This window comes from Sphingomonas sp. CFBP 13728, assembly GCF_014841895.1.
GTDB lineage: Bacteria > Pseudomonadota > Alphaproteobacteria > Sphingomonadales > Sphingomonadaceae > Sphingomonas.
Genome location: NZ_JACYUS010000002.1, coordinates 618,845 through 644,793, shown reverse-complemented (window position 1 = coordinate 644,793; position 25,949 = coordinate 618,845). Strand labels below are relative to the sequence as shown.

The following is a 25,949-nucleotide window of genomic DNA, read 5'->3' as shown; positions in this document are numbered from 1 at the left end:
TCGAACGACTCCAAACCAGATGGGTTATTCTTCTGTCCTACAACCATGCAGATATGGCAACCGCCAAGCGCAACGGGAGATGGCGGATGCGCGAACTGGTAGAGCGGACGGTCGATTCGGAGGGTGTTCCACAGCAGACCGGCACGCGTCGCGGTCGTACGGTCACCGTGAACCTCGCGGAGTCGCCGCTCGGGTGGCTGCGGTCGCGCGCGCTGATCGACGTGACGCAGTTCGAGGCGGGGGAGCGGTTGCGCGCGGATTACGAACGCGCGTCGATCGCGCCCAGCGTGACGATGCGCTGGGCGGAGCGCGTCGATGGGGGAGGCCATGACGGCCTCGATCCGACGTCGGCGCAGATCGCGGCTAAGCGTCGGTTCGACGAAGCGCTGGCGGCCGCGGGGCCGGGGCTGGCGGATATCCTTTGGCGCGTGGTTTGCGCGGGGGAGGGGCTGCCGGTGGCCGAGAGGGCATTGCAGTGGCCGGCGCGGGCGGGGCGGGTCGTGCTGACGCTCGCGCTCGATCGGTTGGCGGCGCATTACGGGATCGGTTAGGCGCTCGCATTGGTGCGCCGGCGTGACTAAGTGGCTGGCATGCGCTTCGACCTGATCAAATGCCACGGCTCCGGTAACGACTTTCCGCTGATAGACGCGCGCGCGTCGACGCTCGGCGATGCGGCTTGGGCTGTCGTTGCGCGGGCACTGGCGGATCGCAATGGACCGGTGGGTGGCGACGGACTCCTGCTGCTGACCGCCGGCGACGATGCCCATGCGTTCGGCATGCGGATGTTCAATTCGGACGGCAGCGAGTCGGAGACGTGCCTCAACGGCCTGCGCTGCGTCGCGCGTGCTGGGTTCTCGGCGACGGGTTCCGAAACCGCGATGGCGCTGCTGAAGACGAGCGACGCGGCCGTTCAGCGCGATGCTGATATCGCCGATGGCGTGTTCACCGTTCGCGAGATCGCTGGCCCCGCATCTCTAGACGTCGCGGCGTGGCCCATGCATGTCGGGACCGATCGCATCGTCGATACGCCGATCGCGCCCTTACCGACGGACCGCGCCTTTACCGCCGTAGCAATGCCCAACCCCCATCTCGTGACGTTCGTGGATGCCATCGACGAGGCCGAACTCGTCCGCGTCGGCGAAGCGTGCGAGGCGGCACCCGAATGGCTGCCCAATCGCGCGAACGTCAGTTTCGTAGAGGTGCGTGGCTATGACCTGTTCGTGCGGACGTTCGAGCGTGGCGTCGGGCTGACCGACAGTTGCGGCAGCGCGATGGCGGCGTCGACCTATGCCGCGTGCCTGACCGGGCGGATTGCGTACGACACGCCGACGACGGTGTTCAACAAGGGCGGGCTGGTTCGCGCCGAGGCGAGCGAGGCGGCGATGGTGACGCTGTCGGGCAATGCGACGTTCGAGTGGACGGGCACGATCGAGGTCGATCTCGATACCGGGGTAGCGAGCGACCTGGCCGTCACGCGGCGGCATGACGATGAGATCGCGGCGTGGGCGGGACTTCTCGCGACGATCTGAACACCGGCTGCGTCCTTCTCCCGGCGCGCGCGTATCTCCCCGCAGTGGCGCCGCACACCGGCTCCGCACGCAGGAGAGAAGCCATGAACCACTTCATTCGTACCGCGATCGTCGCGGCCGCCGTCGCTGTCAGCGGCAGCGCCATCGTCGCAGCCCAGACCAACCCGATGGTCGGCGGCGCCGCGATGTATCCGACCAAGACGATCGTCGAGAACGCCGTCAATTCGAAGGATCACACCACGCTGGTCGCCGCGGTCAAGGCCGCCGGCCTGGTCGAGACGCTGTCGGGCCCGGGTCCGTTCACCGTGTTCGCGCCAACCAACGCCGCGTTCAAGAAGCTGCCGGCCGGCACCGTCGACACGCTGCTCAAGCCCGAGAACAAGGCGCAGCTCGCCAGCGTCCTGACCTATCACGTCGTCCCCGGCACGATCACCGCCGCCGACATCGCCGCCAAGGCAAAGGCGAACGGCGGCATTGCGACCTACACGACCGTGCAGGGCGAGCCGCTGATGTTCAAGAAGGTCGGCACCGGCTGGGGCATCATGGACGGTAAGGGCCACAAGGGTAAGATCACGATCGCCAACGTCATGCAGTCGAACGGCGTGATCCACGTCGTCGACACGGTGATGCTGCCGTAATCGGCGATGCCGAGAGATAGCTGCCTCGCGTTCCCCTGCGAGGCGGTTCTGTCGGGCCCGTTGCCGAGAGGTGACGGGCCCGATTGCGTTTGGGCGCCGTCGCCCCAGTCCCGTCATCTCAACCCCTCCGTCGTCCTGACGAAAGTCAGGACCCAGGATAACAAGCGCTGCCCTTCGTGGCTCTGGGTCCTGACTTTCGTCAGGATGACGGATGGGAGGGATTCAGCCGATCAGCAGGCCAGCGAGTGCTGCGGACATCAAGTTCGCCAAGCTCCCCGCCGCCAGAGCGCGCAGGCCCAGCTTGGCGATCATCGGGCGCTGGTTAGGCGCGAGGCTGCCGGTCACCGCCATCTGGATCGCGATCGACGAGAAGTTGGCGAACCCACACAGCGAGAAGGTGATGACCGCGATCGTTCGCGCGCTGAGCCCCTGCTGCGTACCGAGCGAGATATACGCGACGAATTCGTTCAGGACGATCTTCTGCCCGAACAGCCCGCCGGCGATCCCCGCCTCGCTCCACGGCACGTTGAGCAGGAACATGATCGGCGCAAAGACATAGCCGAGCAGCCCCTGGAAGCTCAGCCCCGGCAACCCGATCATGTTGCCGAGCCCGCCGAGCAGACCGTTCGCCAATGCCACGAGCGCCACGAACGCCAGCACCATCGCGCCGACCGCGACGGCCAGCCGCACGCCGGTCTGCGCGCCCTGGGCGGCGGCCATGATCAGGTTGGCGGGCTTTTCCTCGTCGTGCGTCGCCTGCGGCATGGGCTCGCCCGCGCCCGATTCACCCGGCTGGTCGCCGAGCGCCAGTTCGCCCTCTGGTGGCATCACGCGGTCGGGCATGATGATCTTGGCCATCAGGATGCCGCCCGGCGCCGCCATGAAGCTGGCCGCGAGCAGGTAATCGATGCGGATGCCCATCGACGCATATGCCGCGAGGATCGTGCCCGCGACGCCGGCCATCCCGCTGGTCATCACGGTGAACAGCTGCGCGGGGGTGAGACCCGCCAGATACGGCCGGATGACGAGCGGCGATTCACTCTGGCCCACGAAGATGTTCGCCGCCGCGCACAGCGATTCGACCTTCGAGACGCCGATGACCTTCTCGATCCCGCCGCCGACCCAGCGCACCACGAACTGCATGATGCCGAGATAATAGAGGATCGAGACGAGGCTGGCGAAGAAGATGATCACCGGCAACGCGGCGATCGCGAAACTTTGCCCGCCGATCTCGGGCGTCGCCATCTTGCCGAACAGGAATTCGGTGCCCTTCTGCGAATAGCCGAGCAGATTGGCGACGCCGCCCGACATGCCGCCGAGCACGACCTTGCCGATGCTGGAGTACAGCACGAGAATGGCGATCCCGGCCTGCAACGCGAACGCGGCGCCTACGATACGCAGGCGGATCGCGCGGCGGTCGGTCGACAACAGCACGGCAATGCCCAGGATGACGGCGATGCCCGCCAAACCGATGAAGAGTCTTTCCATGGACGCCCTGCGTTTTCTTGCGATGACACGCGCCGCCCCCCGGCCGCGCAAGCGACCGACATGACACGCGAGCGCCGCGCTCGCCAGTTATTTGAAGCGCGCTAGTCATTTGACGGCGCGCGCGTTTTCGCTAGCGTCCCCGGCGATGGATAAGCCTATTCCCGCGTTTCCGCGTTCGCTCTTCGTTTTTTCGGTCCTGTACGGCGGCATGGTGTGCATCGCCGGCGTGTTGGGGGTGAAGCAGGTCGCGCTCGGCCCGCTCGCGGTCGAGGCGGGGATCTTCGGCTTCCTGCTGTTGGTGGTGCTCAGCAGCGCGATCGCCGAACTGCACGGCCAGAAGACCGCGACGTTCCTCGTCCGCCTCGGGTTCATCCCGCTGCTGGTGTCCGCGGCGCTGATCCACCTGGTGCTGGCGCTGCCGCACGATCCGGGGATGTACCCGCCCGCGGTCGACGCGTTCCCAGTCGTGGTCGGCCAGAGTTCGCGGATGATGATCGCCGGGCTGATCTCCTACGGCATCTCGCAGACGCTTAACGTGCTGATCTTCTCGAAGCTGTCGGGCCAAGTCGGCAGCGGCGAGGGCAAGCTGGTGTGGCTGCGCGGCATGATCGCGAGCATCATCTCGCAGATCATCGACACGATCCTGTTCATCACCATCTCGTTCCTCGGCGAACGGCCGATCGTCGCGCTGATGGAGGGGCAGATGCTGACCAAGGTCATACTGTCGATCGTGCTGGTGCCGTTCATGATCACCTTCTTCGTGAAATTTGGACGGCGGTTGGACCGGGCATAATGTTAGATTTTTCCGTTCGTGCCGAGTAGAGACCGAGCCTGTCGAGGGCTCGTATCGAGGTACAGGTCTCTCGATACGCCATCTCGACAAGTGCTCGATGGCTACTCGAGACGAACGGAAGTTTAGTTGACCGATCACACGCCCGATCCCGCCCTGCTCGCCAAGGCGGAAACGCTCACCGAGGCGCTGCCGTATTTGCAGCGTTACGCCGGCAAGACGTTCGTCGTGAAGTATGGCGGCCACGCGATGGGCGATCCCGAGCTGCAGCGCGATTTCGCCGAGGACATGGTGCTGCTTAAAGCGGTCGGCATCAACCCAGTGGTGGTGCACGGCGGCGGCCCCCAGATCGGCGCGATGTTGAAGCGCCTGGGCGTCGAATCGCGCTTCGTCGACGGCCTGCGCGTCACCGATGCGGAGACCGCGCAGATCGCCGAGATGGTCCTGGCCGGCTCGATCAACAAGGAAATCGTCGGCTGGATCGGCCAGGCCGGCGGCCGCGCGGTCGGCATCTCGGGCAAGGACGCAGGCCTCGTCCTCGCGCAGAAAGTCGGCCACGGCCGCGAGCCCGACAAGCTCCAGGGCATCGAGCGGCATGTCGACCTGGGCTTCGTCGGCGAACCGATCGCGGTCGACCGGACGATCCTCGACACGCTGATTGCGGCCGACATCATCCCGGTAATCGCACCGATCGGCATCGGTGCCGACGGCCACACCTACAACATCAACGCCGACACGATGGCCGGCGCGATCGCGGCAGCAATGGGTGCGGCGCGCTTCTTCCTGCTGACCGATATAGTCGGCGTACTCGACAAGCAGGGCGAGCTGCTGACCGACCTCGACCCGGCGCGGATCGCCGAACTGCGCGCCGACGGCACGGTGACCGGTGGCATGATCCCGAAGCTCGACACCTGCGTCGCGGCGGTCGAATCGGGCGTCGATGCCGCAGTCATCATCGACGGCCGCGTGCCGCACGCGATGCTGCTGGAGATCTTCACCAAGCAAGGCGCGGGCACGCTGGTCAGCGCGAACGGGCGCTCGCGGTAAGGGACGCGACGGGTCTTACCCTCCCCAACCACCACGCCGTCATCAAGCGAAAGCCGGGATGACGATCGTTGGTTGGCCACGAGAGGGCGGCGGCGGAAACGAGCCGCATCATAGGGGTTATCGTTCTCCCCCCGCCCCCTTATATCCGGACCACACCAGCGGAGACCCACGCCTTGATCGCCCTTCTTCAGATCGTCCAGTTGCTGCTCACCGTCATCTGGTGGATCATCGTCGTGCAGGCGATCCTGTCATGGCTGATCGCGTTCAACGTCATCAATACGCACAGCGATTTCGTCCGCACTGTATGGACCGCGCTGCAGCGCATGACCGAGCCGATGTACCGCCCGATCCGCCGCGTGCTTCCGGATTTCGGCGCATTGGACCTGTCGCCGCTCGTCGTGCTGCTGATCCTCTACATCCTGAGCAACATCGTCATTCCGAACATCGCGCAGAACTACCTCGTCGCGACCTATTGACGTCGGCGTCTGAGGCTTATGTCACCGCCACCTGCAATGCAGGTTGTCTTCGCCCGTGATTGCGCGGGAAAGGCGGTTTTCGGCCGCCTGACTTTGCGCTAGTCCGAGCGGATGGCATCGACGATCTCCTGCGACGTTGCGATCGTTGGTGCGGGTTTGGCCGGCGGGATGATCGCGTTGGCGCTCAAGGCCAGGCACCCGGCGCTGGACGTGCGGTTGATCGACTCAGCGTCGGTCGTTGGCGGCAATCATCTCTGGTCGTTCTTCGGCAGCGACGTGGCGCAGGCTGACCGCTGGGTCGTCGCACCGCTCGTGGTGCATGCGTGGCGCGGCTACGACGTGCGGTTTCCGGCGCATGCGCGGACGATCGATGCGACCTATTATTCGATCGAGAGCACACGACTAGACCGTGAAGTACGCCGCGTGCTGCCGCCGCATGCGGTGATGCTCGGCCGGAAGGTGTCGGGCGCGAGTCCGACCGCGGTGGTGATGACGGATGGCGACCGGATCGAGGCGACTGGCGTGATCGACACGCGCGGGCCGGGCGACCTGTCGCTGCTCGATCTGGCGTGGCAGAAGTTTCTCGGGCGCGAACTGGCGCTGAGTGCGCCGCACGAAAGCCCGCGGCCGATGGTGATGGACGCCACCATCCCGCAGATCGACGGGTATCGGTTCGTCTATTGCCTGCCGTTCAGCGCGGACCGGATGTTCGTCGAGGACACATACTATAGCGACACGCCCGATCTCGATGTGCCGGTGATCGGCGCCCGGATCGATGACTATGTCGCCGGGCGCGGCTGGGACGTGGAGCGTGTCGTGCGCGAAGAGTCGGGCGTGCTGCCGGTCGCGATGGGTGGTGATTTCGAGGCGTATTGGCGGTCGGGTGGCGCGCATGTCGCCAAGGCCGGTATGCGCGCGGGGATGTTCCATCCGACCACGGGGTACTCGCTGCCCGATGCGGTGCGGACCGCTTCGATGCTGGCGGGCCTCGGCGATTTTTCGGGCGCGAAGCTCCACGATGCGACGCATGCGATGGCGCGGGCGACGTGGAAGTCGCGCGGGTTCTACCGGATGCTCGACACGATGTTGTTCCGCGCCGCCGAGCCGGAGGAACGCTACCGCATCCTCGAACGCTTCTACCGCCTCTCACCCTCGCTCATCGGCCGTTTCTACGCCGGACGCTCGACGCTTTCCGACAAGGCGCGCGTTCTGACCGGCAAGCCCCCCGTCCCCATCGTGCGCGCCGTCCGCGCCATCGCAGGCAGTATGTCATCATGAAGACCGCAATAGTCATCGGCGCAGGTTTCGGCGGGCTGGCGCTCGCGATCCGGCTGCAATCCGCGGGCGTGCAGACGACGATCGTCGAAAGCCGCGACAAGCCGGGCGGGCGCGGGTATTATTGGGAGCGCGACGGCTTTACGTTCGATGCGGGGCCGACCGTGATCACCGATCCGGATTGCCTGCGCGAGCTGTGGGCGCTGAGCGGGCGCGACATGAGCGAGGACGTGACGCTCGATCCGGTGCTGCCGTTCTACCGGCTGAACTGGCCCGATGGGACGAATTTCGACTATACCAACGACGACGTCCAGATGCGCGCCGAGATCGAGAAGCTGCATCCGGGCGACTGGGCGGGATATGAGAAGTTCCTGCAATATTCGGCGGGGGTGTTTCACGAGGGCTATGAGAAGCTAGGCCATGTCGCGTTTCTCGACTTCGGGTCGATGATCAAGGCGGCGCCGGCGCTGGCGAAATACCAGGCTTGGCGGTCGGTCTATTCGATCGTGTCCAGCTTCGTGAAGTCGGAGAAGCTGCGCGAGGCGTTGAGCTTCCACACGCTGCTGGTCGGTGGCAATCCGATGACGACGAGCGCGATCTATGCGCTGATCCACAAGCTGGAGCGTGACGGCGGGGTGTGGTTCGCGCGTGGCGGGACCAACCGGCTGGTGGCGGCGCTGGTGACTCAGTTCGAGCGGCTGGGCGGCGTGCTGCGGCTCGACGATCCGGTGACGTCGATCGAGACTCTGGGCGATCGCGCGACCGGCGTGACGACGGCGAGCGGCTGGTCGGGTCAGGCGGATGCGGTCGCGGCGAACAGCGACATCATGCACACGTACCGCGACCTGCTGTCGACCTCGCGCAGTGCCAAGCGGAAGACCGGGTCGCTCGAGCGGAAGAAATATTCGCCATCGCTGTTCGTGGTGCATTTCGGGATCAAGGGGACGTGGCCGGGCATCCCGCACCACATGATCCTGTTCGGGCCGCGTTATAAGGGGCTGCTCGAGGACATTTACGACCACGGCGTGCTGTCGGAAGATTTCTCGCTGTACCTGCATCATCCGACCGTGACCGATCCTTCGCTGGCGCCGGAGGGACATTCGACGTTCTATGCGCTGGCGCCGGTGCCGCATCTCGGGAAATTCCCAGTCGACTGGGACGAGATCGCGCCGATCCTGGAGAAGCGCATCCTCGACGAGATCGGGCGGCGCTTGATCCCGGACATCCATGAGCGGATCGTGACGAAGTTCTCGTACGCGCCGAAGGATTTCGCGGCGGATCTCAACGCGCATCTGGGGTCGGCGTTCTCGCTGGAGCCGGTATTGACGCAGAGCGCGTATTTCCGGGTGCACAACCGCGACGAGCATATTCCGAATTTGTACTTCGTGGGGGCTGGGACGCATCCGGGTGCGGGCATTCCGGGGGTTGTCGGCAGTGCTAAGGCGACCGCCCGGTTGATGCTTGAGGGCGAGAAGTAAGGTTTGTTCACGCGGAGGCGCGGAGACGCGGAGGTGTTGCGCTTGTCGCGGAGCGACCGTGTCTCGAACGATTTTCGGAACTTGAGCGAAGACAGCGCAAGCGCTGTCCGGAACGCGACACCTCCGCGTCTCCGCGTCTCCGCGTAAGCCCATTCTTCTCTTGCGGCACCCCGCGCGCTTCCCCTAGCGAGGCGGGATGAAGAGACTTGCTGTGTATTGCGGGTCGGCTACGCCGACTGATCCCACTTATATCGAGGGCGCTCGGGCGCTGGGGCTGGCCTTTGCCAAGCGGGGGATTGGCCTCGTTTATGGCGGCGGGCGGCTTGGGCTGATGGGCGCGATTGCGGATGGCGCGCTTGAGGGCGGCGGCGAGGTTATCGGGGTTATCCCGCAGGCCTTGGTCGATGCGGAGGTCGCGCATCGGGGGCTGACCGAACTGCACGTCGTCAGCGGCATGCATCAGCGCAAGCAGATGTTTACCGATCTGAGCGATGGGTTCGTGACGATTCCCGGCGGTACGGGGACGATGGACGAGCTGTGGGAGGCGCTGAGCTGGGCACAGCTTGGCTATCATGCGGATCCGGTTGGGTTGCTGAATACCGCTGGGTATTACGACCACCTGATCGCGTTCTGGGAGAAGATGGGCGAGGTTGGCTTTTTGCGGCCACAGCACCGCGATCTGCTGATCGTGGCGGATACGCTCGACGTGCTGCTCGACCGGATGGCGGAGCATGTGCCGACGCAGCCGATCGTGCGGATGAACGCGTCGGATTTGTGAGGTTGAAGGCTTACTCCAGCACCTGCCTCCATCCCAATGTTCGCCGCCACCCCGGCGAAAGCCGGGGCCCAGTTGGGAAGGTTGCAGTAACAACGCGCAGCGCCAGCCAACTTACGTCCCCCAACTGGGCCCCGGCCTTCGCCGGGGTGGCGCATATAACGGTGGTGGCGTGCGAGGTGATGACGTGACCCATCCCCTGCCCTCCCGCGACGCGATCGTTGCTACCGCGCATGAGTCGATCTCGCGGGGGTCGAAGAGTTTTGCGGCGGCCAGCCTGTTGTTCGACAAGCCGACGCGGGAGCGGGCGTGGCTGTTGTATGCGTGGTGCCGGCGGTGCGACGATATCGCGGATGGGCAGGATCATGGGCACGGGATGACCGTGGTCGAGGACGCGCCGGCGCGGTTGGTAACGCTGTCGGCGATGACCGAGCAGGCGCTGGCTGGCGAAGTGGTCGGCGAGCCGGCGTTCGATGCGCTGCGGATCTTTGCGGCCGAAACCCGGCTGCCAAAACGTTTCGCGCGCGATCTGGTCGAGGGGTTTGCGCTGGATGCGCGCGAGTGGCGGCCGCGGTCGGAGAACGACCTCTACAAATATTGCTACCATGTCGCGGGTGTCGTCGGGTGCATGATGGCGGTTGCGATGGGCGTCGATCCCGAAGACGAGGATACGCTCGACCGCGCGTGCGATTTGGGGATTGCGTTCCAGCTCGCCAATATCGCGCGCGATGTCGAAGAGGATGACCGGGTCGGGCGGTGTTATCTGCCCGAGGAGTGGCTGGTCGAGATGGACTTTCCGCCGGGTCAGCACATGAAGCCGCCGTTTCGATCGCGGCTGGCGGTGTTGACGAAGCGGATGGCGGATCGGGCGGCGGCGTTCGAGGCAAGCGCGCGGGAGGGGACGCCAGCGCTGTCGTTCCGCTCGGCCTGGGCGGTATTGTCGGCGGCGGGGATTTATGGGGCCATCGGGCGGACCGTGGCGGCGCGCGGGGGGCATGCTTGGGATCACCGGGTGACGACGTCGGGGATGCAGAAGCTGGGGTTTATCGTGACGGCGGCGCGGGAAGCGGCGCGGCGAGATACGCTGTATCCAAGGACTGTGCGCGATGCACGGTTGTGGAAGCGACCTCGCTGATTGTCGACGTCTAGCTTGTTCTCCCGCGAAGGCGGGAGCCCAGTCTGGGTCCCCGCCTTCGCGGGGAAACACTCTAGCCCTGTGGCTTCGCCTTGCTGGCCTTCGCCATCAACTGGCCTTGCGCACGGCAGTTTGCGCCGATCATGGGATACGGAACGTCGGTGTTCTGTGCCAGCTGGTCGGGGAGCGCCGCACGGCACTGCGCCATCGTCTCGTAGCGCGCCGGGATCACCCGCGCCTCGGTGCAGTTCACATTGCCGTCACCGCAGCCCATGATGGCCATGACGTAGAACAGCGGTTCCATTTCATTCTCCAGTGGATCGCGGTGGCCGACATCGGACACGATAACAAAAGCGACGAAGTGGCAGGATTGTTCCCCCAACTGCTTTCGCCGGGGCTTGACTGCGCCTACATCGCATCGATCCATGCCACCCGATACGTACACCTCCACCCGCGCGGACCAGCCCTTGCTGCCGACGCTCCGCCGCTTCCTGCCGTTCCTGTGGCCGGCGGGGCAGCCCAGGCTGAAGGCGCGGATCGTCGTCGCGATGCTGCTCGTGATCGCGTCGAAGCTGATCCAGGTTTTCGGCGCGGCGTTCACCTTGAAATACGCGGTCGACCGGATGGCGGGGAACGACCGCACCGCGCTGACGCTCGTCGTGTTGCTGGTGGTCGGGTACGCGGCGTCGCGGTTCGGGACGACGCTGTTCGACAATTTGCGCAACGCAGTGTTCGAGCGCGTCGGGCAGGATGCGTCTCGGCGGCTGGCGGCGCAGGTGTTTCGCCACCTGCATGCGCTGAGCCTCGATTTTCACCTGTCCAGGCGGACGGGTGCGGTCACCAAGGTGGTCGAGCGCGGCACCAAGAGCATCGATACGATGCTGTATTTCCTGCTGTTCAATATCGCGCCGACGGTGTTCGAACTGGTGCTGGTACTCGGGCTGTTCTGGACCAAGTTCGGTTGGCCGCTGGTCGTCGCGACCGTGGTAATGGTGGTCGGCTATATCGCGTTCACGCGGATGGTGACCGACTGGCGCAATGCGCTGCGCGCGCGGATGAATGACCTTGATACCGGCGCCGTCGCGCATGCGGTGGATTCGCTGCTGAACTTCGAGACGGTGAAGTATTTCGGCGCGGAGGAGCGCGAGGCGAAGCGCTACGACAGCGCGATCACGGCCTATTCCGAGGCCGCGGTGAAGAGCGAGAATTCGCTCGCGTGGCTGAACCTCGGGCAGGCGTTGATCACCAATGTGATGCTGGCGGGCGGCATGGGGTTCGTCGTGTGGCGGTGGAGCCGGGGCGAGGCGTCGGCGGGCGACGTGGTGTTCGTGTCGACGCTGCTGGCGCAGTTGTTTCGGCCGCTCGACCTGTTGGGGATGGTGTATCGCACGATCCGGCAGGGTGCGCTCGACATGGCGGCGATGTTCGACCTGATCGATACGCCGGCGACGGTCGTCGATGCACCGGGTGCGCCGGCGCTGGCGGTGAGCGCGGGGCATGTGCGGTTCGAGGGGGTGTCGTTCGGGTACGATGCGGGGCGGCCGATCCTGCGCGACCTGGAGCTGGATGTGCCGGCTGGGTCGACGTTGGCTGTCGTTGGGCCGTCGGGGGCGGGCAAGTCGACGCTCGCGCGGTTGCTGTACCGGTTCTACGACCTGACGGGCGGGCGGATTACCGTCGACGGGCAGGATATTTCGCAGGTTCGGCAGGCGTCGTTGCGCGCTGCGATCGGGATCGTGCCGCAGGATACGGTGCTGTTCAATGACACGATCGGGTACAATATCGCCTATGGTCGCGAGGGTGCGGAGATGCCGGAGGTCGAGGTTGCCGCCAAGGGCGCGGCGATCGCTGGGTTCATCGAGCGCCAGCCGCTGGGGTATGAGACGCGCGTCGGCGAGCGTGGGTTGAAGCTGTCGGGTGGTGAGAAACAGCGCGTGGCGATCGCTCGGACGTTGTTGAAGAACCCGCCGATCCTGATCCTGGACGAGGCTACGTCGGCGCTCGATAGCCGGACCGAGGCTGAGATACTCGATACGCTGGAGGCGATCGAGCGCGGGCGGACGACGATCGTGATCGCGCACCGATTGTCCACGGTGGTGCATGCGGACCAGATCGTCGTGCTCGAGGCGGGGCGGATCGTCGAGAAGGGGACGCATGCCGAGCTGCTGCGGCAGGGTGGCGTGTATGCGGAGATGTGGAACCGGCAGGCGCAGGAGCGCGCGGGGGATGATGATGGGGCATTGGCGGCGGAGTAAGGTGTGGGACACCCGTGCGTAGCGATCGATCATGAACGCGCCCTAGCCCTCCCCACACCGCCGTGTCAGACGTGTTGTGTGCTCATCCCGTAAAGCAAATACGGCGGCCGCATTCGAACGGCAGCTTCCCCTTCCATGTTCTCCCGCGAAGGCGGGAGCCCAGGCTGGGTCCCCGCCTTCGCGGGGAAACATGGAAGCGCAGAGCGTGGGTCTGCGCAATTCCCCACCCCGGCGGAGGCCGGGGCCCAATTGGGGGACGTTGCTAACGAAGGGCAGCGCGTCGTTATTGCCACCTTTCCACTTGGGCTCCGGCCTTCGCCGGGATGGTTGTGGGATGGGTGCCGGGGTGCCGTGGTGGAGCCCTAAAGGCGAGCGTCGCGATGCACGCAACCTCCTCTGTTCCGTCGCGAACGCGGGGGGCCAGGAAGCACGAGCGATGGCGCTGCTTGGTCCTGGGCCCCCGCGTTCGCGAGGGAACAGAAAGGGTGTGGCAGCCTATGCAGGAATCGACGGGTCCAGCTCGCGTAACCTTGCCTCGATCGCACTCGAATATTGGTAGATGTGCGTCAGGTCCGACAGCAAATGCCGCGTCTCGTCCTTGCCCGCGAACATCCCGAGATACTTGGTCGTGATGCCGTTGAAGTGCATCCGCGCGACCGTCTTGCGATTGTTGTCGTCGAGCAGGATCGCGCAATACGACTTCGCGTCGCGGACGATCACGCGTTTCGGGTCGACGAGCCGTGAGGCGATCGCCTGGATGATGTGGAAGCCGGAAATTTCCTCCTGCGTGGTGACGATGCCGTCGCCGTCGGAAGGGTCGTCGGACGCGCCCGGCGGCAGGTCCTCGACCGGGCTCGACGCCTTCAGCGCGGACGACAGCCGTTCGTTGACGAAATCGCGGATCAGCGCGGCGATCGCAGGCGCGAGCAGCTTTGCGAAACCGTCCTTGATCGCGGGCGTCAGGCGTCCGCCGTGGACACGCTGCGCCATCATCCGGACGAACTCGTCCGACGGCTCGGCGAACTCCTTCTCCAGTTCGAGGCGGATCAGCGACTGCGTCTTGAGATTGCCGGCCTCCTGGACGATCTTGTCGATGTCGAACGCGGCCTTGGTGAACTTCTCGAGCGTACGGATGTCGCCGGGCTTGATCGCGTCCATCGTGAAGGTGAAGAAGGGCTTGTCGTCCATCTTGTTCGGGCGCTCGATGTCCGAATAGAATTGGTAGACGACGCCGTTGGTCAGCACCGCGAGGCGCGCGTCGGTGACGCTGAAATAGCGGAACAGCTGGCCCGCGTGGTTGACGTTGAGCTGCACCGACGAGGGCTTGCACTCGATCAGGATCGACACTTTCCCGCCCGCGCAGATCGCGTAGTCGACCTTCTCGCCCTTCTTGGTGCCGACGTCCGCGGTGAATTCGGGGACGACTTCGGATGGGTTGAAGACGTCGTAGCCGAGCGACTGGAGGAACGGCATGACGAGCGCGGTCTTCGCCGCTTCCTCGGTCAGCAGCACCTCGCGGTGTTCGATCGTGCGCTTCTGCAACTCGGCCAGCCTGATGTTCAGTTCCATGCGCGTCCCCCCGGATTGAACGTGGAGGATGCGCAGGGAAGGTCCGGTGGTCCATGACGGTACCGAAACAATCTGCTCGGAATTCGATCTAGTCTGCGTAGCGTGATGATCGAACCGATCGCGGATCATGCATTGCGGCGACGGTGAACGAACCCTAGGTCCGGGGCGATGGCACTCGACCCTCTTCCCGATCTCCAGCGCATCTTCGGCTTTCCTGATTTTCGTGGCGTGCAGCGCGATGTCGTCGACCGGGTGCTCGCGGGGCAGCGGACGCTGGCGGTCATGCCGACCGGGGCGGGGAAGTCGCTGTGCTATCAGTTGCCGGCGACGATGCTGGAGGGGACGTGCGTGGTCGTGTCGCCGCTGATCGCGTTGATGCATGATCAGTTGCGGGCAGCGACTGCCGTTGGGATCAAGGCGGCGACGCTGACGTCGGTCGATACGAACCGTGAGGAGACGATCGCGCGGTTTCGGGCGGGCGATCTGGACCTGCTGTATGTCGCGCCGGAGCGGGCTTCGAACGAGAGTTTTCGCAATCTGCTGTCGCAGGCCAAGCTCAGCCTCTTTGCGATCGACGAGGCGCATTGCGTTAGTGAGTGGGGGCATGATTTCCGGCCGGATTACCGGTTGCTGCGGCCTCTGCTCGACAGCTTTCCGGATGTGCCGCGCCTCGCGCTGACCGCGACCGCGGACGCGCATACGCGGGCGGATATCCTCGAGCAGTTGGGGATCTCGCAGGAGGGCCTGATCGTGTCGGGGTTCGACCGGCCGAACATTCGCTATGCGATTTCGGGGCGCGACAATGTCAACCGGCAGATCGCCGACATCTTGGAGAAGATACCGGGGCCGGGGATCGTCTATGCGCAGACACGCGCGGCGACCGAGAAGCTGGCCGAGGCGTTGGGGCGGAGCGGACGGCCGACGCGGGCGTATCATGCGGGGCTCGATCCGCAGGTGCGCGCGAAGAACCAAGCCGATTTCGTCGCGAGCGAGGACATGGTGATCTGCGCGACGGTCGCGTTCGGGATGGGAATCGACAAGCCCGACGTGCGGTTCGTCGCGCATGCCGGGCTGCCGAAGTCGATCGAGGCCTATTACCAGGAGACCGGTCGCGCGGGGCGTGACGGCGACCCGGCGATCGCGCATCTGTTCTGGGGCGCGGAGGATTTCGCGCGCGCTCGGCAGCGGATCGGCGAGGTCGAGCCCGAGCGGCAGGCGGGCGAGCGGCAGCGGCTGACCGCGATGGGCGGGCTGGTCGAGACCGCCGGGTGCCGGCGGCGAATCCTGCTCAAGCATTTCGGCGAGGAGCGGCTCGAGGATTGCGGGAATTGCGACAATTGCCTCGGTAACGTCGATGCGGTGGATGCGACGGAGACGGCGCGGAAGTTCCTGTCGGCGGTGTTCCGGACCGGGCAGATGTACGGCGTCGGGTACATCGAGGGCATCCTTACGGGGGTGTCGAGCGAACGCAGCCTGATGAACGGGCATGAGGCGCTGTCGGTGTACGGGATCGTCGAGGGCGACGAGGTGGCGTTGCTGAAGCCTGTGTCGCGCGCGTTGATGCTGAAGGATGCGCTCAGGACCAATCCCCATGGGGGCCTCGAGTTCGGGCCGGCGGCGAAGGCTATCCTCAAGGGCGAGGCGGCGGTGTCGATCGTCGTGCCGCCCAAGCGCGAGCGGCGGCGCAAGGGGGTGGTTGGCGCTGTGCCGAACCCGGTCGACGATCCGCTGTTCGAGGCGTTGCGCGTGCGGCGGCGCGATCTGGCGAAGGAAGCGGGCGTTCCGCCGTATGTGATCTTCCACGATTCGGTGTTGCGTGACATTGCGCGGCAGCGACCGTCGTCGCGGGCCGAGCTGAGCCTGTTATCAGGCATTGGCGCGCGCAAGCTCGACGCCTATGGGGATGCCTTCCTCCAGGTCATCCGCGAGTCCGCATGATACGGCAAATAAACGAAAGTATTTCGGTCGCGCCACAGATCGCGGTCGAGCAAGTCGCGGAAATCGCTGCGGCGGGGTTCAAGACGATCGTCAACAACCGACCGGACGACGAGGATGCGGGGCAGCCTTCGGGTGACGCGATCCGCGCTGCGGCGGAAGCGGCTGGGCTGAAATACGTCTCGATCCCGGTGACGCATGCGGGGTTCTCGCATCCGCAGATCGACGCGATGACGCAGGCGCTGACCGACTCGGACGGGCCGGTGCTGGCGTATTGCCGGTCGGGGACGCGGAGCTGCAACCTTTGGGCGCTGGCAGCGGCGAAGGCGGGGCGGAATCCGAACCTGCTGCTCGCGCAGGCCGAGGACGCCGGGTACGACCTGCGCGGAATCCGACCGATGCTGGACGCGCTCGCAGGGCCGCGATGACGCCTGCGATCGTCGGCGGCATCGTGGCCGTCGTTGTGGTGCTGCTCGCCGCCTTGGGATGGGTGGTCGTGCGAATGCAACGGGTCGTGAAGATCGAGACACCGGAAGAGGCGGCGGACGCGGCGCAGGCACAGCTTCGCGGGTTTGCGGTGGCTGGCGCTGTCGTCGGCGCGGACGGGCAAGGCGCGCTGGCGATCGCGGATGACGGGCGCGTTGCCGCGGTGAAGCGGATCGGCAAGACCCTGACGGTGCGCGAGGTATCGTGGCGGACGGTGCGCGCGACGCACGAGGGGATTTTGGTCGAGACCGGGGACAAGGCGCTGGGTGCGGTGATGCTCGCGCAGGTCGATGTCCTCGATATCCGCCGGTTGGCGCCGAAGAGCGTGCGGGTCTAGCGAGCCCGACGCACCGCGGTCATTCTGCGGCAGCGGTCCTGACGCTTGCGGAACGTTTCCCGTTTCGACGCGTCGCCGCAGTAGATGAGAACATGGGTCGCCAAGCGCTGGGTGAAAGTCACCGGCATCGTCGTCGTGGCCGTGATGGCTACGGTCATAATCGGGCTCGCCGTGTTCCCCTGGGGATCGCTGAAAGGCGTGATCGAGCGGCAGCTAACCGCGCGCTTCGGGCGGCTGGTGACGATCGGCGGGATCGAGCGCGTCGACGGGTTCGGCTTTTCGCCGACGATCCGCATCACGCAGGTCCGTATTCCGCAGGCGACATGGGCCGGTAGCGGCGATTTCGTGCGGTTGCGCGAGGCGGAGGCGACGTTTTCCGCGCTGTCGCTGTTGAAGGGCGGGTTCGGGCCGCGCGACGTGAAGGCGTCCGGACTGTACCTGGCGCTGGTGCGTGACAAGCAGGGGCGGACCAACTGGGATCGGCCGGGCAAGGCCAAGAGCGGCGGCAGTTCGAACGACCTGCAGGGGCTCGTCATCCGCGACAGCGTGATCTCGTACCGCGATGCCAAGCAGGGGCGTCAGATCACCGCGCGGTTCTCCTCCGATCCGGTTGCGGGCATCCGCGCTAACGGCACCGGTACCGTGCGGGGGGCAGCGGTGCGGATCGCGGTCTCGGGGCCGTCGATCGAGCGGTCGCAGGGCAAGCCGTGGCCGTTCACCGCGTCGATCGATGGGGACAAGCTGTCGATCTCGGCAAAGGGTGTGATGGACCGGCCGCTCGATACCGATGCGATGACGCTCGACGTGACGGCGCGCGCGACCGACCTGAAGCTAATCGACGCGGTGATCGAGGCAGGGCTGTTCCGGACGCAGCCGGTGTCGTTCAGCGCGCACGTCCGCCACGATGCGCCGAAATGGACCATCACGCAGCTGAAGGGCGTGGTCGGACGGTCGGATTTCGCAGGACATGTGACGGTCGACAAACGGGACGGGCGGAGCAAGGTGAACGGCGACATCGTCTCGCGCCAGTTCGACTTCGCGGACCTGTCGTCCGACGAGGCACAGGCGAAGGGGGCCGCGTTGGAGCGGGCGATCGGGCCGAGGCTGGTGCCGAATACGCGGATCGACATAGGCAAGATCGACAGCACCGATGCCGAGTTCGGGTTCCGCATCCAGCATATCGTCGCCGCGAAGGGCAAGTCGCCGATCGTGTCGGCCAAGGGGACGATCGCGATCGATCACCAGCTGCTGACGCTGGACCAGCTCGTCGCGAGGCTGCCGCAGGGGACCGTCACCGGCAAGGTCACGGTCGACCAGCGGGACGATCGCAAGACGCCGACCGTCGCGATCGACCTGCGGTTGCGGGGTAGCAGCGTGCAGGCACTGGCGGGCGGGCGCGGCGACTTCAGCGGTAACGTGAGCGCGCGGGTGCGGTTGAAGGGGCCGGGCGAGACGATCCGGGCTGCGGTCGGCAACGCCGATGGCAGCATCGGGTTCGTTGCGCGGGACGGGCAGTTACCGCAGGGGATCGCGGCCGCGCTGGGGTTCGATGCGGCGCGCGCGTTGCTGGCGAAAGATGGCGAGCGCGCGGGTCTGCGCTGCGTGGTGGTGAAACTCGACGTGACGCGGGGGCGAGGGCGGGTCGATCCGATGATAGTCGATACCACCGCCAGCCAGTTGCGCGGGCAGGGGAGCGTAGTGTTTCCGTCCGAAGCGCTCAACATTCGGCTGAGCGGCGCGCCGAAGCAGCATGCGTTGCTCCAACTGCCGGGGTCGGCGTACATGACCGGGACGATCCAGCAGCCGAATGTGACGATCCCGCCAGAGGTGAAATCCGTCGGCAATATCTTCAAGGCGATCGGGCGTGCGATCACCGGCAAGCAGGGTCCCACGGCTAGCGATGCGGATTGTTCGGGGTTGGCGGCACGAGTGCTGCGGTAGGCTGAAACGTCAGCGGATATGAAAAACCCCGCCCCGCTGGGTGCGGGACGGGGTCGGACTTCAGCGATATCCCGGGGATATCAGCGATAGAAGATGTGGTTGCCGATCGAGGCGACCTTGATCGCGCGGACGCTGGGGCGGCGATCGGGGGTGTTGAAGTAGAGTGCCTTGTCGGCAGGGCTGTTCCACGCATCGGCGAGAGCGACCTTGGCGACCGCGATCGCGGTGCGGTAGGCGGTGCCGGCGTTGATGTTGGGGATCTGGCCACCGCGAACGAAGCTGAACTGGCCGCGCTGCTTGACGACGGCGCAGACGTTGGCGGGGAAGCGACCCGACTTGGCGCGATTGATGATGACTTCGGCGACCGCGAGCTGACCGGTCAGCGGCTCACCCTTGGATTCGAAATAGATCGCGCCGGCAAGGCACTGGAGCGCTTCGTCGGCGGCGGCGCTATCCTGCGCGGCAACGGCCTGGGCGAGCGTGTCGAATTCTTCGGCTTCTGCGACGGCAGGGCTGACTGCGGTGTTCTCGGCGTTCGTCTCGACAGGTGCGACGGTGGTGGCAACTGGAGCGATCTGCGGAACATTCTGCGGCGAGAGCGCGTTTAGATTGGCGAGAGCGGTGAGATTGGTGGTCGAGCGATCGATACCGGTTGCCTGACCGGGAGCGCTGTTGCCGAGCAGGCCGGCGAGAGAGAAGGTCATGACCGCGATCGTCGCAGCCCGCTGAAGAATCGTCATTCAAACTTATTCAGATGCGGTTGGACCGCGGAAGCAATCGTACGAGCCGATCGTCCAGGCATCCCCCCGACTGCGTAACTGATCCGGATCGCACCCGTCCCAGCACAACGCCAATCAATGTTGCAATTCCCCTCTATTGGGGGGGCTTTCGAGTCAATCGTCGAGGATCGTTTCAGCGGCGAACCGTTCCGCCGCTGCGATGTCCACCTCGATTACCCAGAGATCCGGGTCGCTTGCGCGGCGCCGACGCCAATATCCGTCGAGGTCTTCGAGTGGGGTGGAGTCGATCAGCGCGGTCCGCCCGTCGGGTCCGATGCCGCGTTCGAGCAGACGGGGCGGAGCGCCCTTGTCGATCGCAATGACCAGGATCGCGCCGCCTTGCGGATCGCCTTTCGCCATCACCGCGCCGAAACCGCCGGCATCGTTGACGCGCCGCAACAGCGCGCTGACGAGGACTCCGCTAGGGAGACGACCACTCATGCTGCGCTGCGGTATCCGGGGAGGCCGGCGAGCGCGATCCGCGAGCGCATGAAGGTGCCGGTGCCTCTTGCCGCTTCTTCGCCGTCAGCATCGATCAGTCGCGCGTCCGCGACGAAAACGCGCCGCTTGCCGCTGATCCAGCGTCCCTCGGCGATCACGGGGCCGACTTTCAGCGGTCTTGTGAGGAGGAGGTTGAAGGCGGTGGTGAGCAGGAAGCGATCGGTGACCAGGCTGTTGCAGGCGTAGAAGGCGGCGTCGTCGAGCATCTTGAAATAGCTTGTACCGTGCGCGGCGCCGCCGGCGTGGTAGTGGCGCTCGTCGACCGTGAAATGGATGCGCGCGACGCCGGCTTCGGGGATTTCCAGCGAGGAGTCGAAGAAGCGGTTGATCGGGGCTTGGGCGTAGAGCGACTCCAGTGCGCGGAAATGCGCGTCTGCGCCTGCTGTGTTTTGGGCCGAACTGGGAGCCAAGTCAGGCTGCATCGCGGACCTCGTCGGCGGTGAACAGCGCGTAGACCGCGTCGGGCGAACCGCCGCCGCGCAGTTTCTCGAGGAACGCCTTGTCGCGCAACCGACGCGAGACGCGGGCGAGGGCCTTCAGGTGGACCGCGCCGGCATCGGTGGGGGAGAGCAGCATGAAGACGAGATCGACGGGGAGATTGTCGACCGCCTGGAAATCGACCGGCTCTGCCAACCGCGCGAACACGCCCGTTACCTGCGCGAGCCCTTCGAGCTTGGCGTGCGGGATCGCGACGCCGCCGCCGAACCCGGTCGAGCCGAGTTTCTCGCGCGCTGCCAGCCGGTCGGCGATCATCTTGGGGTCTGCATCGAGTATCTCAGACGCAATCGTGGCGAGATGCTGGAACACTGCCTTCTTGTTTTTGGCGATCACGCCCGTCTGCACTGCGTCGGGACGCAGCATGTCACTAAAATCGGTCATTGTGTTCAATGTCTCAAGCGCCCCCGCGCGCGTCCGCCTTAGCGGGTTGCGCGGGGGCGTAAAGACGCGGCCTTGAGACCCGCGCCTTTATGGACCCTTCTTTATTGGGCCGGGGTGGCCGCTGCTCGCTGTGGCTCGACCCAACCGATCGTGCCGTCGCCGCGGCGATAGACCATGTTGTGCGCGCCGGTGCCCGCATTCATGAAGAGCAACGCGGCGGTGTTGCGCAGATCGAGCATCATCACCGCGTCGGACACGCTGGCCTCGGGGATATCGACGCGCGTTTCGGCGATGATCAGCGGTGCGTCCGCGACATCGTCTTCCTCGATGCTCTCCTGGAACAGCGTGTAGCCGGCATTATCGTAGCCGTTGCTCTCGGCGATCGCGACCGCTTCGCCGGCATGGCGATCCTTCAGGCGGCGCATGTAGCGGCGGAGCTGAGTCTCGATCTTGGCGGCGGCGGCATCGAACGCGGCGCGTGCGTCATAGGCGTCGCCATGCCCCTTGATCACGAGGCCCTTCATCACGTGCGAAACGATGTCGCATTTGAAGCCAGCGTCGTGCGGGCCCTTGCCGAACGTGACTTCCGCCGAGATGGCGCGCGAGAAATACTTGTCGGCGATACCCTGGAGTCGGTCTTCCACGTGGCTGTTGAGTGCTTCGCCAGTGTCAACCTGATGACCAGAAATCCGGATATCCATTGTCGTCTCCTTGTCGGCGTTACAGTCTTCGGGCGGTCCTATTGGCTCCACCCTGCCAGCGTCATCCGGACGCCACGGCCCCCCAGATCGGATCCTTGATCCCCTTCATAAACGCAGCATGAGCCGCAAGGTCTCCCTCGCTCACCGCGAAAACGCGGGCAGGGCGAACGACCCGAGGCGCCTGTGCGACGATCGGAGTCGACGCGGTGCTGCCGGTATCGCTCAGCAGGCCGAGGCCGATCTGGCGACCGCCCATCAGCTCGACATAGACCTGTGCGAGCAACTGCGCGTCGAGCAGCGCGCCGTGCAGGACGCGGTGGCTGCGATCGATGCCGAACCGCGAGCAGAGCGCGTCGAGCGAATGCTTGGCGCCGGGGTGACGGCTGCGCGCGATCTGCAGCGTGTCGACCATCCGCTTCATGTGGACGATCTGGCGCCCGCACTTGGTCAGCTCGCCGTTGAGGAACGAGAAGTCGAAGCCGGCATTGTGCGCGATCATCGGCGCGTCGCCGACGAATTCGAGCAGGTCCTCGACCGCGTCGGCGAACTTCGGCTTGTCGGAGAGGAACTGCGCGCTCAGCCCGTGGACGTTGAACGCCTCGACCGGCATGTCGCGTTCGGGGTGGTAATAGGCGTGGAAGGTGCGGCCGGTCTCGACCCGGTTGAGCATCTCGACGCAGCCGATTTCGACCATGCGGTCGCCGCCGGAAAAACTGAGGCCGGTGGTTTCGGTATCGAAGACGATCTCACGCATCCCGATGGTATCGGCTCAGATTTCCCAGGATGCAAGCACCGCCCGGACTTGCGCGCGCGTCGCGTCGAAGCTTGTGTCGGTGTTGATGACGTGATCCGCGCGGGCGCGTTTTTCGGCGTCGGGGGTCTGGCGGGCCAAGATCGCGGCGAACTTCTCCGCTGTCATGCCGGGACGGGCGAGGACGCGGGCGCGCTGGACGTCGGGGGCGGCGGAGACGACGACGATCATGTCGACGTTGCGATCGCCGCCGGTCTCGAAGAGGAGAGGGACGTCGAAGACGACTCGCTGGCCGACGTGCTTGGCGAGGAAGGCGGCGCGTTCTTCGCCGACGGCGGGGTGGACGATCGCTTCGAGCCGCTTGATCGCGGCGTCGTCGCCGAAGACCGTTGCGCCGAGTTTCGCGCGGTCGACTGCGCCATCGATGGTCGTGCCGGGGAAGGCGGCTTCGATTACGGGAACGAGTCGCCCGCCGACACCTTGCAAGCGGTGGACGGTCGCGTCGGCGTCGAACACGGGGACGGCCTCGTCGGCGAAGATCGCGGCGACTGCGGATTTGCCCATGCCAATCGATCCGGTGAGGCCGATGATCATTTGATCAGCAGCCCGCGGAGTTCGTCGTCGCGATCGCGCGGTGGTTCCACGTGGAACAATATCTCGAACGCGACCGCTGCTTGGCCGATCAGCATCTCCAGGCCATCGACGGTTTCGAGATCGCGCGCGCGCGCCGCTTTCAGCAGGCCGGTTTCGAGCGGGGAATAGACGATGTCGTAGACCAGCGAGTCCGGTTCGAGCGCGCCGAGATCGATGTCGATCGGTGGCTGGCCAGTCATGCCGAGGACGCTGGCGTTGACGAGCAGGCGCGACGGCGGGGCGGCGGGGCCGATCGGAAGCGCCTGGCCCTTGAGCTTGAACGTGGATAGCAGAGCCGCGCCCTTGAGCGGGTTACGGTTGAGAATCGTCACGGGGCCGACACCCATCCGCGACAGCGCGAACAGGATCGCGCGGGCAGCACCGCCGGCGCCGATCACCGTGACGGGCTGACCGGCGATGTCGAGATCGTCGATCGGTGCCCAGAAACCGGCAGCGTCGGTGTTGGTGCCGATGCAGTCGCCCGCCTGGTTGCGGAACACGGTGTTGATCGCGCCGATCGTCCCGCGGACGTTGCCGGGGTCGGAGACGTGGTCGAGCGCCGCGAGCTTGTGCGGCATCGTGATGTTGCACCCTCGCCATGCGGGGTCGGCTTTGCGTTCGGTGAAATAGGCGGGGAGGGCGTCCGGGGTGATGAGCTTGTGGCGGTACTCCGCATCGATCCCCAGCGCGTCGAGCCAGAAGCCGTGGATCAGCGGCGATTTCGACTGCGCGATCGGATCGCCGATCACTTCTGCGTAGGGACGGGTCATTCGAAGCTCCGGTAACTCAGTTTAGTAGCTGTATTTGCATAGATAGGCATACCGCTCTCTTCCCGTCATCCCAGCGAAAGCTGGGATCTCCCCGTTTGGCGAACGTCGTCTGCCTCGTGAGATACCCCAGCTCTCGCTGGGGAGACCGACGGGGGTAGGGCGGGTGAAAGCAAGAGATACGTTACGCCGGCAGCTCGCCGCGCGCGCGGAGGAAGTCGAGGACGTTGAGCAGCGGCATGCCGAGTACCGTGAACTGGCTTCCTTCGATCCTGGCGAACAGTTGCGCGCCGGGGCCTTCGATGCGGTAGCAACCGACGCAGCCCGAGATCGCGGGCCATTCCGCATCGAGATACGTCTCAATGAATGCATCGGACAGCGGGCGGACGTGCATCTTGGCGCGCTCGACGTGGCGCCAGATCGCCTGGCCGTTCTCGGCGACGACCGCGGCGCTCCAGAGGTCGTGGCGCTTACCGGACATCAGCCGCAGGTGCGCCGCGGCGTCGGCGCGGTCGACGGGCTTATCGAGGATGGTGCCGTCTTCCAGTGCTACCAGCGAGTCGCTTCCGAGGACGAGATAGCCGGGCATTCTCGCGGAAACCTTGAGCGCCTTCAGTTCGGCCAGCGCGTCCGCAAGATCGCGCGGGGACAGGTCGCGTAGCGCCGCCTTGGCTGCATCCTCGTCGACGCCGGCGAAGGTCGCCTCGAACGGCACGCCGGCGGCGGTCAGCATCGCGCGACGCGAGGCGCTTTGCGAGGCGAGGATCAGGCTCATGATTCGACCTTCGGAGCGGCGTCGGCGCGGCGCTGGTTGCACAAGGCGATAATTGCCGCCGCGGTTTCCTCGATCGAGCGGCGCGTGACGTCGATCACCGACCAGCCATTGTCGGCGAACATGCGGCGCGCAAAGGCGAGTTCGCGCATCACCGCTTCTTCCTCGACATAGGACGTGTCGGGCTGCTGGTTGAGCGACAGCAGGCGGTTGCGGCGGACCTGGATCAGGCGGTCGGCGCTGGTCGTGAGGCCGACGATCAACGGGTTCTTAAGCCCGTAGAGGATCTTCGGCGGTGGGCTTTCGACCACTATCGGGATGTTGGCGGTCTTGTAGCCGCGGTTGGCGAGATAGATCGAGGTCGGCGTCTTCGACGAGCGCGACACGCCCGCGAGGACGATATCGGCCTCCTCCCATTCCTCCCACGCGATCCCGTCGTCGTGCGCGATCGTCCACTGGATCGCGTCGACGCGCGCGAAATAGGCGGCATCGAGGACGTGCTGGCGTCCCGGCCGCGCCTTCGCCTGCTGCCCGAGCAACCCGGAAAGCGCGTCGTTCACCGGGTCGAGCGGCGCCACCGCGGGCAGCCCCAGCGCGAGGCAGCGTTGCTCTAGGATCCGCCGCGTTGCGGGGTTCACGAGCGTGAACACGACCAGCCCCGGGTTCTGCGCGATCTCCTGGAGGATACGCTCGAGATGCGCTTCGGTCCGCACCATCGGCCAGAAATGGCGGACCGTCTCGACGTCGTCATATTGCGCCAGCGCCGCCTTCGCGATGTTCTCCAGTGTCTCGCCGGTCGAATCCGACAGCAAGTGAAGGTGGAGCCGCATCATCGGCGTTTTATCCCCAGCGGGAGGCTGGCTGGGCGTGAATCTGTGGATAACATGGGGAGAACGGCTAGCGTAACTCGTCCGCCTCGCCAAGCGACGGGTGCGCCGTGGATAACACCGATTCTATCCACACCGCCGCGCACAGGGCCGGATTTTATCCACAGGCTGTGGGTAACGGGGAG

Annotated in this window: 28 protein-coding genes; 15 read left to right on the top strand and 13 right to left on the bottom strand. The window is 65.6% G+C overall.

What is annotated here, in order from left to right; genetic code table 11:
• Positions 1 to 86 precede the first annotated feature (86 nt).
• From IFT67_RS11890 to IFT67_RS11880, 3 genes are all read left to right on the top strand, one after another.
• On the top strand, positions 87 to 551 hold the full coding sequence (locus IFT67_RS11890) for a DUF6456 domain-containing protein (RefSeq protein ID WP_192238466.1): 465 nt from the start codon (positions 87 to 89) through the stop codon (positions 549 to 551).
• A gap of 39 nt (positions 552 to 590) precedes the next feature.
• On the top strand, positions 591 to 1,529 hold the full coding sequence (gene dapF / locus IFT67_RS11885; RefSeq protein WP_192238465.1) for a diaminopimelate epimerase: 939 nt from the start codon (positions 591 to 593) through the stop codon (positions 1,527 to 1,529).
• Between the two features lie 83 nt (positions 1,530 to 1,612).
• Entirely contained in the window at positions 1,613 to 2,167 is a 555-nt protein-coding gene (locus IFT67_RS11880; RefSeq protein WP_192238464.1) for a fasciclin domain-containing protein, read from the top strand.
• A 222-nt stretch (positions 2,168 to 2,389) separates the two neighbouring features.
• Here the strand turns inward: IFT67_RS11880 and IFT67_RS11875 are convergent, their stop codons facing one another.
• The gene (locus tag IFT67_RS11875) at positions 2,390 to 3,655 is read right to left on the bottom strand and encodes a NupC/NupG family nucleoside CNT transporter (protein WP_192238463.1); all 1,266 of its coding nucleotides are present in this window, start codon (positions 3,653 to 3,655) and stop codon (positions 2,390 to 2,392) included.
• A 145-nt stretch (positions 3,656 to 3,800) separates the two neighbouring features.
• Here IFT67_RS11875 and IFT67_RS11870 point away from each other — a divergent pair, with 145 nt between their 5' ends.
• The 7 genes from IFT67_RS11870 to IFT67_RS11840 all read left to right on the top strand — a co-directional run bounded on the left by IFT67_RS11870 (position 3,801) and on the right by IFT67_RS11840 (position 10,631).
• Complete coding sequence (locus tag IFT67_RS11870; protein WP_192238462.1) at positions 3,801 to 4,448, top strand: queuosine precursor transporter; 648 nt, start codon at positions 3,801 to 3,803, stop codon at positions 4,446 to 4,448.
• 126 nt (positions 4,449 to 4,574) lie between these two features.
• Positions 4,575 to 5,492: an acetylglutamate kinase gene (gene argB / locus IFT67_RS11865; RefSeq protein WP_060526005.1), complete on the top strand. Its 918-nt coding sequence runs from the start codon at positions 4,575 to 4,577 to the stop codon at positions 5,490 to 5,492.
• Positions 5,493 to 5,665: 173 nt separating this feature from the next.
• Positions 5,666 to 5,968 (top strand): YggT family protein, encoded by a 303-nt coding sequence (locus IFT67_RS11860; protein ID WP_056066456.1) that lies wholly within the window; start codon positions 5,666 to 5,668, stop codon positions 5,966 to 5,968.
• Between the two features lie 111 nt (positions 5,969 to 6,079).
• Positions 6,080 to 7,246 carry a lycopene beta-cyclase CrtY gene (gene crtY, locus IFT67_RS11855; RefSeq protein ID WP_192238461.1) on the top strand — a complete coding sequence of 389 codons (1,167 nt, stop codon included), beginning with the start codon at positions 6,080 to 6,082 and terminating at the stop codon, positions 7,244 to 7,246.
• Positions 7,243 to 8,721 (top strand): phytoene desaturase, encoded by a 1,479-nt coding sequence (locus IFT67_RS11850; protein WP_192238460.1) that lies wholly within the window; start codon positions 7,243 to 7,245, stop codon positions 8,719 to 8,721. Before crtY ends, IFT67_RS11850 begins: the two co-directional genes overlap by 4 nt.
• 196 nt (positions 8,722 to 8,917) lie before the next feature.
• Complete coding sequence (locus IFT67_RS11845) at positions 8,918 to 9,499, top strand: LOG family protein (RefSeq protein WP_192238459.1); 582 nt, start codon at positions 8,918 to 8,920, stop codon at positions 9,497 to 9,499.
• A gap of 184 nt (positions 9,500 to 9,683) precedes the next feature.
• Entirely contained in the window at positions 9,684 to 10,631 is a 948-nt protein-coding gene (locus IFT67_RS11840; RefSeq protein WP_192238458.1) for a squalene/phytoene synthase family protein, read from the top strand.
• A 73-nt stretch (positions 10,632 to 10,704) separates the two neighbouring features.
• Here the strand turns inward: IFT67_RS11840 and IFT67_RS11835 are convergent, their stop codons facing one another.
• Positions 10,705 to 10,935 carry a hypothetical protein gene (locus IFT67_RS11835; RefSeq protein WP_192238457.1) on the bottom strand — a complete coding sequence of 77 codons (231 nt, stop codon included), beginning with the start codon at positions 10,933 to 10,935 and terminating at the stop codon, positions 10,705 to 10,707.
• 121 nt (positions 10,936 to 11,056) lie between these two features.
• Between IFT67_RS11835 and IFT67_RS11830 the strand changes: the two genes are divergently transcribed.
• On the top strand, positions 11,057 to 12,886 hold the full coding sequence (locus IFT67_RS11830) for an ABCB family ABC transporter ATP-binding protein/permease (RefSeq protein WP_192238456.1): 1,830 nt from the start codon (positions 11,057 to 11,059) through the stop codon (positions 12,884 to 12,886).
• 495 nt (positions 12,887 to 13,381) lie between these two features.
• On the opposite strand, the gene IFT67_RS11825 is transcribed toward IFT67_RS11830, so the two are convergent.
• Positions 13,382 to 14,455 carry a type I restriction endonuclease gene (locus IFT67_RS11825; protein ID WP_192238455.1) on the bottom strand — a complete coding sequence of 358 codons (1,074 nt, stop codon included), beginning with the start codon at positions 14,453 to 14,455 and terminating at the stop codon, positions 13,382 to 13,384.
• A 168-nt stretch (positions 14,456 to 14,623) separates the two neighbouring features.
• Here IFT67_RS11825 and recQ point away from each other — a divergent pair, with 168 nt between their 5' ends.
• From recQ to IFT67_RS11805, 4 genes are all read left to right on the top strand, one after another.
• Positions 14,624 to 16,393 (top strand): DNA helicase RecQ, encoded by a 1,770-nt coding sequence (gene recQ, locus IFT67_RS11820; RefSeq protein WP_192238454.1) that lies wholly within the window; start codon positions 14,624 to 14,626, stop codon positions 16,391 to 16,393.
• Positions 16,390 to 16,818: a protein tyrosine phosphatase family protein gene (locus IFT67_RS11815; RefSeq protein WP_056064377.1), complete on the top strand. Its 429-nt coding sequence runs from the start codon at positions 16,390 to 16,392 to the stop codon at positions 16,816 to 16,818. The genes recQ and IFT67_RS11815 overlap by 4 nt, the downstream gene beginning before the upstream one ends.
• Positions 16,815 to 17,213: a hypothetical protein gene (locus IFT67_RS11810; RefSeq protein WP_192238453.1), complete on the top strand. Its 399-nt coding sequence runs from the start codon at positions 16,815 to 16,817 to the stop codon at positions 17,211 to 17,213. The genes IFT67_RS11815 and IFT67_RS11810 overlap by 4 nt, the downstream gene beginning before the upstream one ends.
• A gap of 84 nt (positions 17,214 to 17,297) precedes the next feature.
• Positions 17,298 to 19,154, top strand: coding sequence for an AsmA family protein (locus IFT67_RS11805; RefSeq protein WP_192238452.1), 1,857 nt, complete (start codon positions 17,298 to 17,300; stop codon positions 19,152 to 19,154).
• A gap of 80 nt (positions 19,155 to 19,234) precedes the next feature.
• Here the strand turns inward: IFT67_RS11805 and IFT67_RS11800 are convergent, their stop codons facing one another.
• From IFT67_RS11800 to IFT67_RS11755, 10 genes are all read right to left on the bottom strand, one after another.
• Positions 19,235 to 19,894 carry a cell wall hydrolase gene (locus IFT67_RS11800; RefSeq protein ID WP_107964314.1) on the bottom strand — a complete coding sequence of 220 codons (660 nt, stop codon included), beginning with the start codon at positions 19,892 to 19,894 and terminating at the stop codon, positions 19,235 to 19,237.
• 153 nt (positions 19,895 to 20,047) lie between these two features.
• Positions 20,048 to 20,374 (bottom strand): DUF1491 family protein, encoded by a 327-nt coding sequence (locus IFT67_RS11795; RefSeq protein ID WP_192238451.1) that lies wholly within the window; start codon positions 20,372 to 20,374, stop codon positions 20,048 to 20,050.
• Positions 20,371 to 20,856 carry a PaaI family thioesterase gene (locus IFT67_RS11790; RefSeq protein ID WP_192238450.1) on the bottom strand — a complete coding sequence of 162 codons (486 nt, stop codon included), beginning with the start codon at positions 20,854 to 20,856 and terminating at the stop codon, positions 20,371 to 20,373. Before IFT67_RS11790 ends, IFT67_RS11795 begins: the two co-directional genes overlap by 4 nt.
• Positions 20,846 to 21,313 carry a PTS sugar transporter subunit IIA gene (locus tag IFT67_RS11785; protein ID WP_192238449.1) on the bottom strand — a complete coding sequence of 156 codons (468 nt, stop codon included), beginning with the start codon at positions 21,311 to 21,313 and terminating at the stop codon, positions 20,846 to 20,848. The genes IFT67_RS11790 and IFT67_RS11785 overlap by 11 nt, the downstream gene beginning before the upstream one ends.
• Positions 21,314 to 21,414: 101 nt before the next feature.
• Complete coding sequence (gene hpf / locus IFT67_RS11780; RefSeq protein ID WP_056064359.1) at positions 21,415 to 22,014, bottom strand: ribosome hibernation-promoting factor, HPF/YfiA family; 600 nt, start codon at positions 22,012 to 22,014, stop codon at positions 21,415 to 21,417.
• Between the two features lie 61 nt (positions 22,015 to 22,075).
• Positions 22,076 to 22,768, bottom strand: a complete 693-nt coding sequence (dnaQ, locus tag IFT67_RS11775; RefSeq protein ID WP_056064356.1) for a DNA polymerase III subunit epsilon — start codon at positions 22,766 to 22,768, stop codon at positions 22,076 to 22,078.
• 15 nt (positions 22,769 to 22,783) lie between these two features.
• Positions 22,784 to 23,359, bottom strand: coding sequence for a dephospho-CoA kinase (gene coaE, locus IFT67_RS11770; RefSeq protein ID WP_192238448.1), 576 nt, complete (start codon positions 23,357 to 23,359; stop codon positions 22,784 to 22,786).
• Positions 23,356 to 24,168 (bottom strand): shikimate dehydrogenase family protein, encoded by an 813-nt coding sequence (locus IFT67_RS11765; protein WP_192238447.1) that lies wholly within the window; start codon positions 24,166 to 24,168, stop codon positions 23,356 to 23,358. Before IFT67_RS11765 ends, coaE begins: the two co-directional genes overlap by 4 nt.
• A gap of 181 nt (positions 24,169 to 24,349) precedes the next feature.
• The gene (locus IFT67_RS11760; protein WP_192238446.1) at positions 24,350 to 24,940 is read right to left on the bottom strand and encodes a Maf family protein; all 591 of its coding nucleotides are present in this window, start codon (positions 24,938 to 24,940) and stop codon (positions 24,350 to 24,352) included.
• Entirely contained in the window at positions 24,937 to 25,770 is an 834-nt protein-coding gene (locus IFT67_RS11755; RefSeq protein ID WP_192238445.1) for a pyruvate, water dikinase regulatory protein, read from the bottom strand. The genes IFT67_RS11760 and IFT67_RS11755 overlap by 4 nt, the downstream gene beginning before the upstream one ends.
• Between the last annotated feature and the right edge of the window lie 179 nt (positions 25,771 to 25,949).

Coding starts and splice junctions, on each gene's coding strand:
- recQ (WP_192238454.1), top strand. CDS start 14,624: ATGGCACTCGACCCTCTTCCCGATCTCCAGCGCATCTTCGGCTTTCCT.
- IFT67_RS11810 (WP_192238453.1), top strand. CDS start 16,815: ATGACGCCTGCGATCGTCGGCGGCATCGTGGCCGTCGTTGTGGTGCTG.
- IFT67_RS11760 (WP_192238446.1), bottom strand. CDS start 24,940: ATGAGCCTGATCCTCGCCTCGCAAAGCGCCTCGCGTCGCGCGATGCTG.
- IFT67_RS11785 (WP_192238449.1), bottom strand. CDS start 21,313: ATGACCGATTTTAGTGACATGCTGCGTCCCGACGCAGTGCAGACGGGC.
- IFT67_RS11835 (WP_192238457.1), bottom strand. CDS start 10,935: ATGGAACCGCTGTTCTACGTCATGGCCATCATGGGCTGCGGTGACGGC.
- coaE (WP_192238448.1), bottom strand. CDS start 23,359: ATGATCATCGGCCTCACCGGATCGATTGGCATGGGCAAATCCGCAGTC.
- IFT67_RS11825 (WP_192238455.1), bottom strand. CDS start 14,455: ATGGAACTGAACATCAGGCTGGCCGAGTTGCAGAAGCGCACGATCGAA.
- IFT67_RS11765 (WP_192238447.1), bottom strand. CDS start 24,168: ATGACCCGTCCCTACGCAGAAGTGATCGGCGATCCGATCGCGCAGTCG.
- IFT67_RS11790 (WP_192238450.1), bottom strand. CDS start 20,856: ATGCAGCCTGACTTGGCTCCCAGTTCGGCCCAAAACACAGCAGGCGCA.
- IFT67_RS11845 (WP_192238459.1), top strand. CDS start 8,918: ATGAAGAGACTTGCTGTGTATTGCGGGTCGGCTACGCCGACTGATCCC.
- hpf (WP_056064359.1), bottom strand. CDS start 22,014: ATGGATATCCGGATTTCTGGTCATCAGGTTGACACTGGCGAAGCACTC.
- IFT67_RS11795 (WP_192238451.1), bottom strand. CDS start 20,374: ATGAGTGGTCGTCTCCCTAGCGGAGTCCTCGTCAGCGCGCTGTTGCGG.
- IFT67_RS11830 (WP_192238456.1), top strand. CDS start 11,057: ATGCCACCCGATACGTACACCTCCACCCGCGCGGACCAGCCCTTGCTG.
- IFT67_RS11815 (WP_056064377.1), top strand. CDS start 16,390: ATGATACGGCAAATAAACGAAAGTATTTCGGTCGCGCCACAGATCGCG.
- IFT67_RS11755 (WP_192238445.1), bottom strand. CDS start 25,770: ATGATGCGGCTCCACCTTCACTTGCTGTCGGATTCGACCGGCGAGACA.
- IFT67_RS11875 (WP_192238463.1), bottom strand. CDS start 3,655: ATGGAAAGACTCTTCATCGGTTTGGCGGGCATCGCCGTCATCCTGGGC.
- IFT67_RS11880 (WP_192238464.1), top strand. CDS start 1,613: ATGAACCACTTCATTCGTACCGCGATCGTCGCGGCCGCCGTCGCTGTC.
- IFT67_RS11890 (WP_192238466.1), top strand. CDS start 87: ATGCGCGAACTGGTAGAGCGGACGGTCGATTCGGAGGGTGTTCCACAG.
- dnaQ (WP_056064356.1), bottom strand. CDS start 22,768: ATGCGTGAGATCGTCTTCGATACCGAAACCACCGGCCTCAGTTTTTCC.
- IFT67_RS11800 (WP_107964314.1), bottom strand. CDS start 19,894: ATGACGATTCTTCAGCGGGCTGCGACGATCGCGGTCATGACCTTCTCT.
- IFT67_RS11850 (WP_192238460.1), top strand. CDS start 7,243: ATGAAGACCGCAATAGTCATCGGCGCAGGTTTCGGCGGGCTGGCGCTC.
- dapF (WP_192238465.1), top strand. CDS start 591: ATGCGCTTCGACCTGATCAAATGCCACGGCTCCGGTAACGACTTTCCG.
- crtY (WP_192238461.1), top strand. CDS start 6,080: ATGGCATCGACGATCTCCTGCGACGTTGCGATCGTTGGTGCGGGTTTG.
- IFT67_RS11870 (WP_192238462.1), top strand. CDS start 3,801: ATGGATAAGCCTATTCCCGCGTTTCCGCGTTCGCTCTTCGTTTTTTCG.
- IFT67_RS11805 (WP_192238452.1), top strand. CDS start 17,298: ATGAGAACATGGGTCGCCAAGCGCTGGGTGAAAGTCACCGGCATCGTC.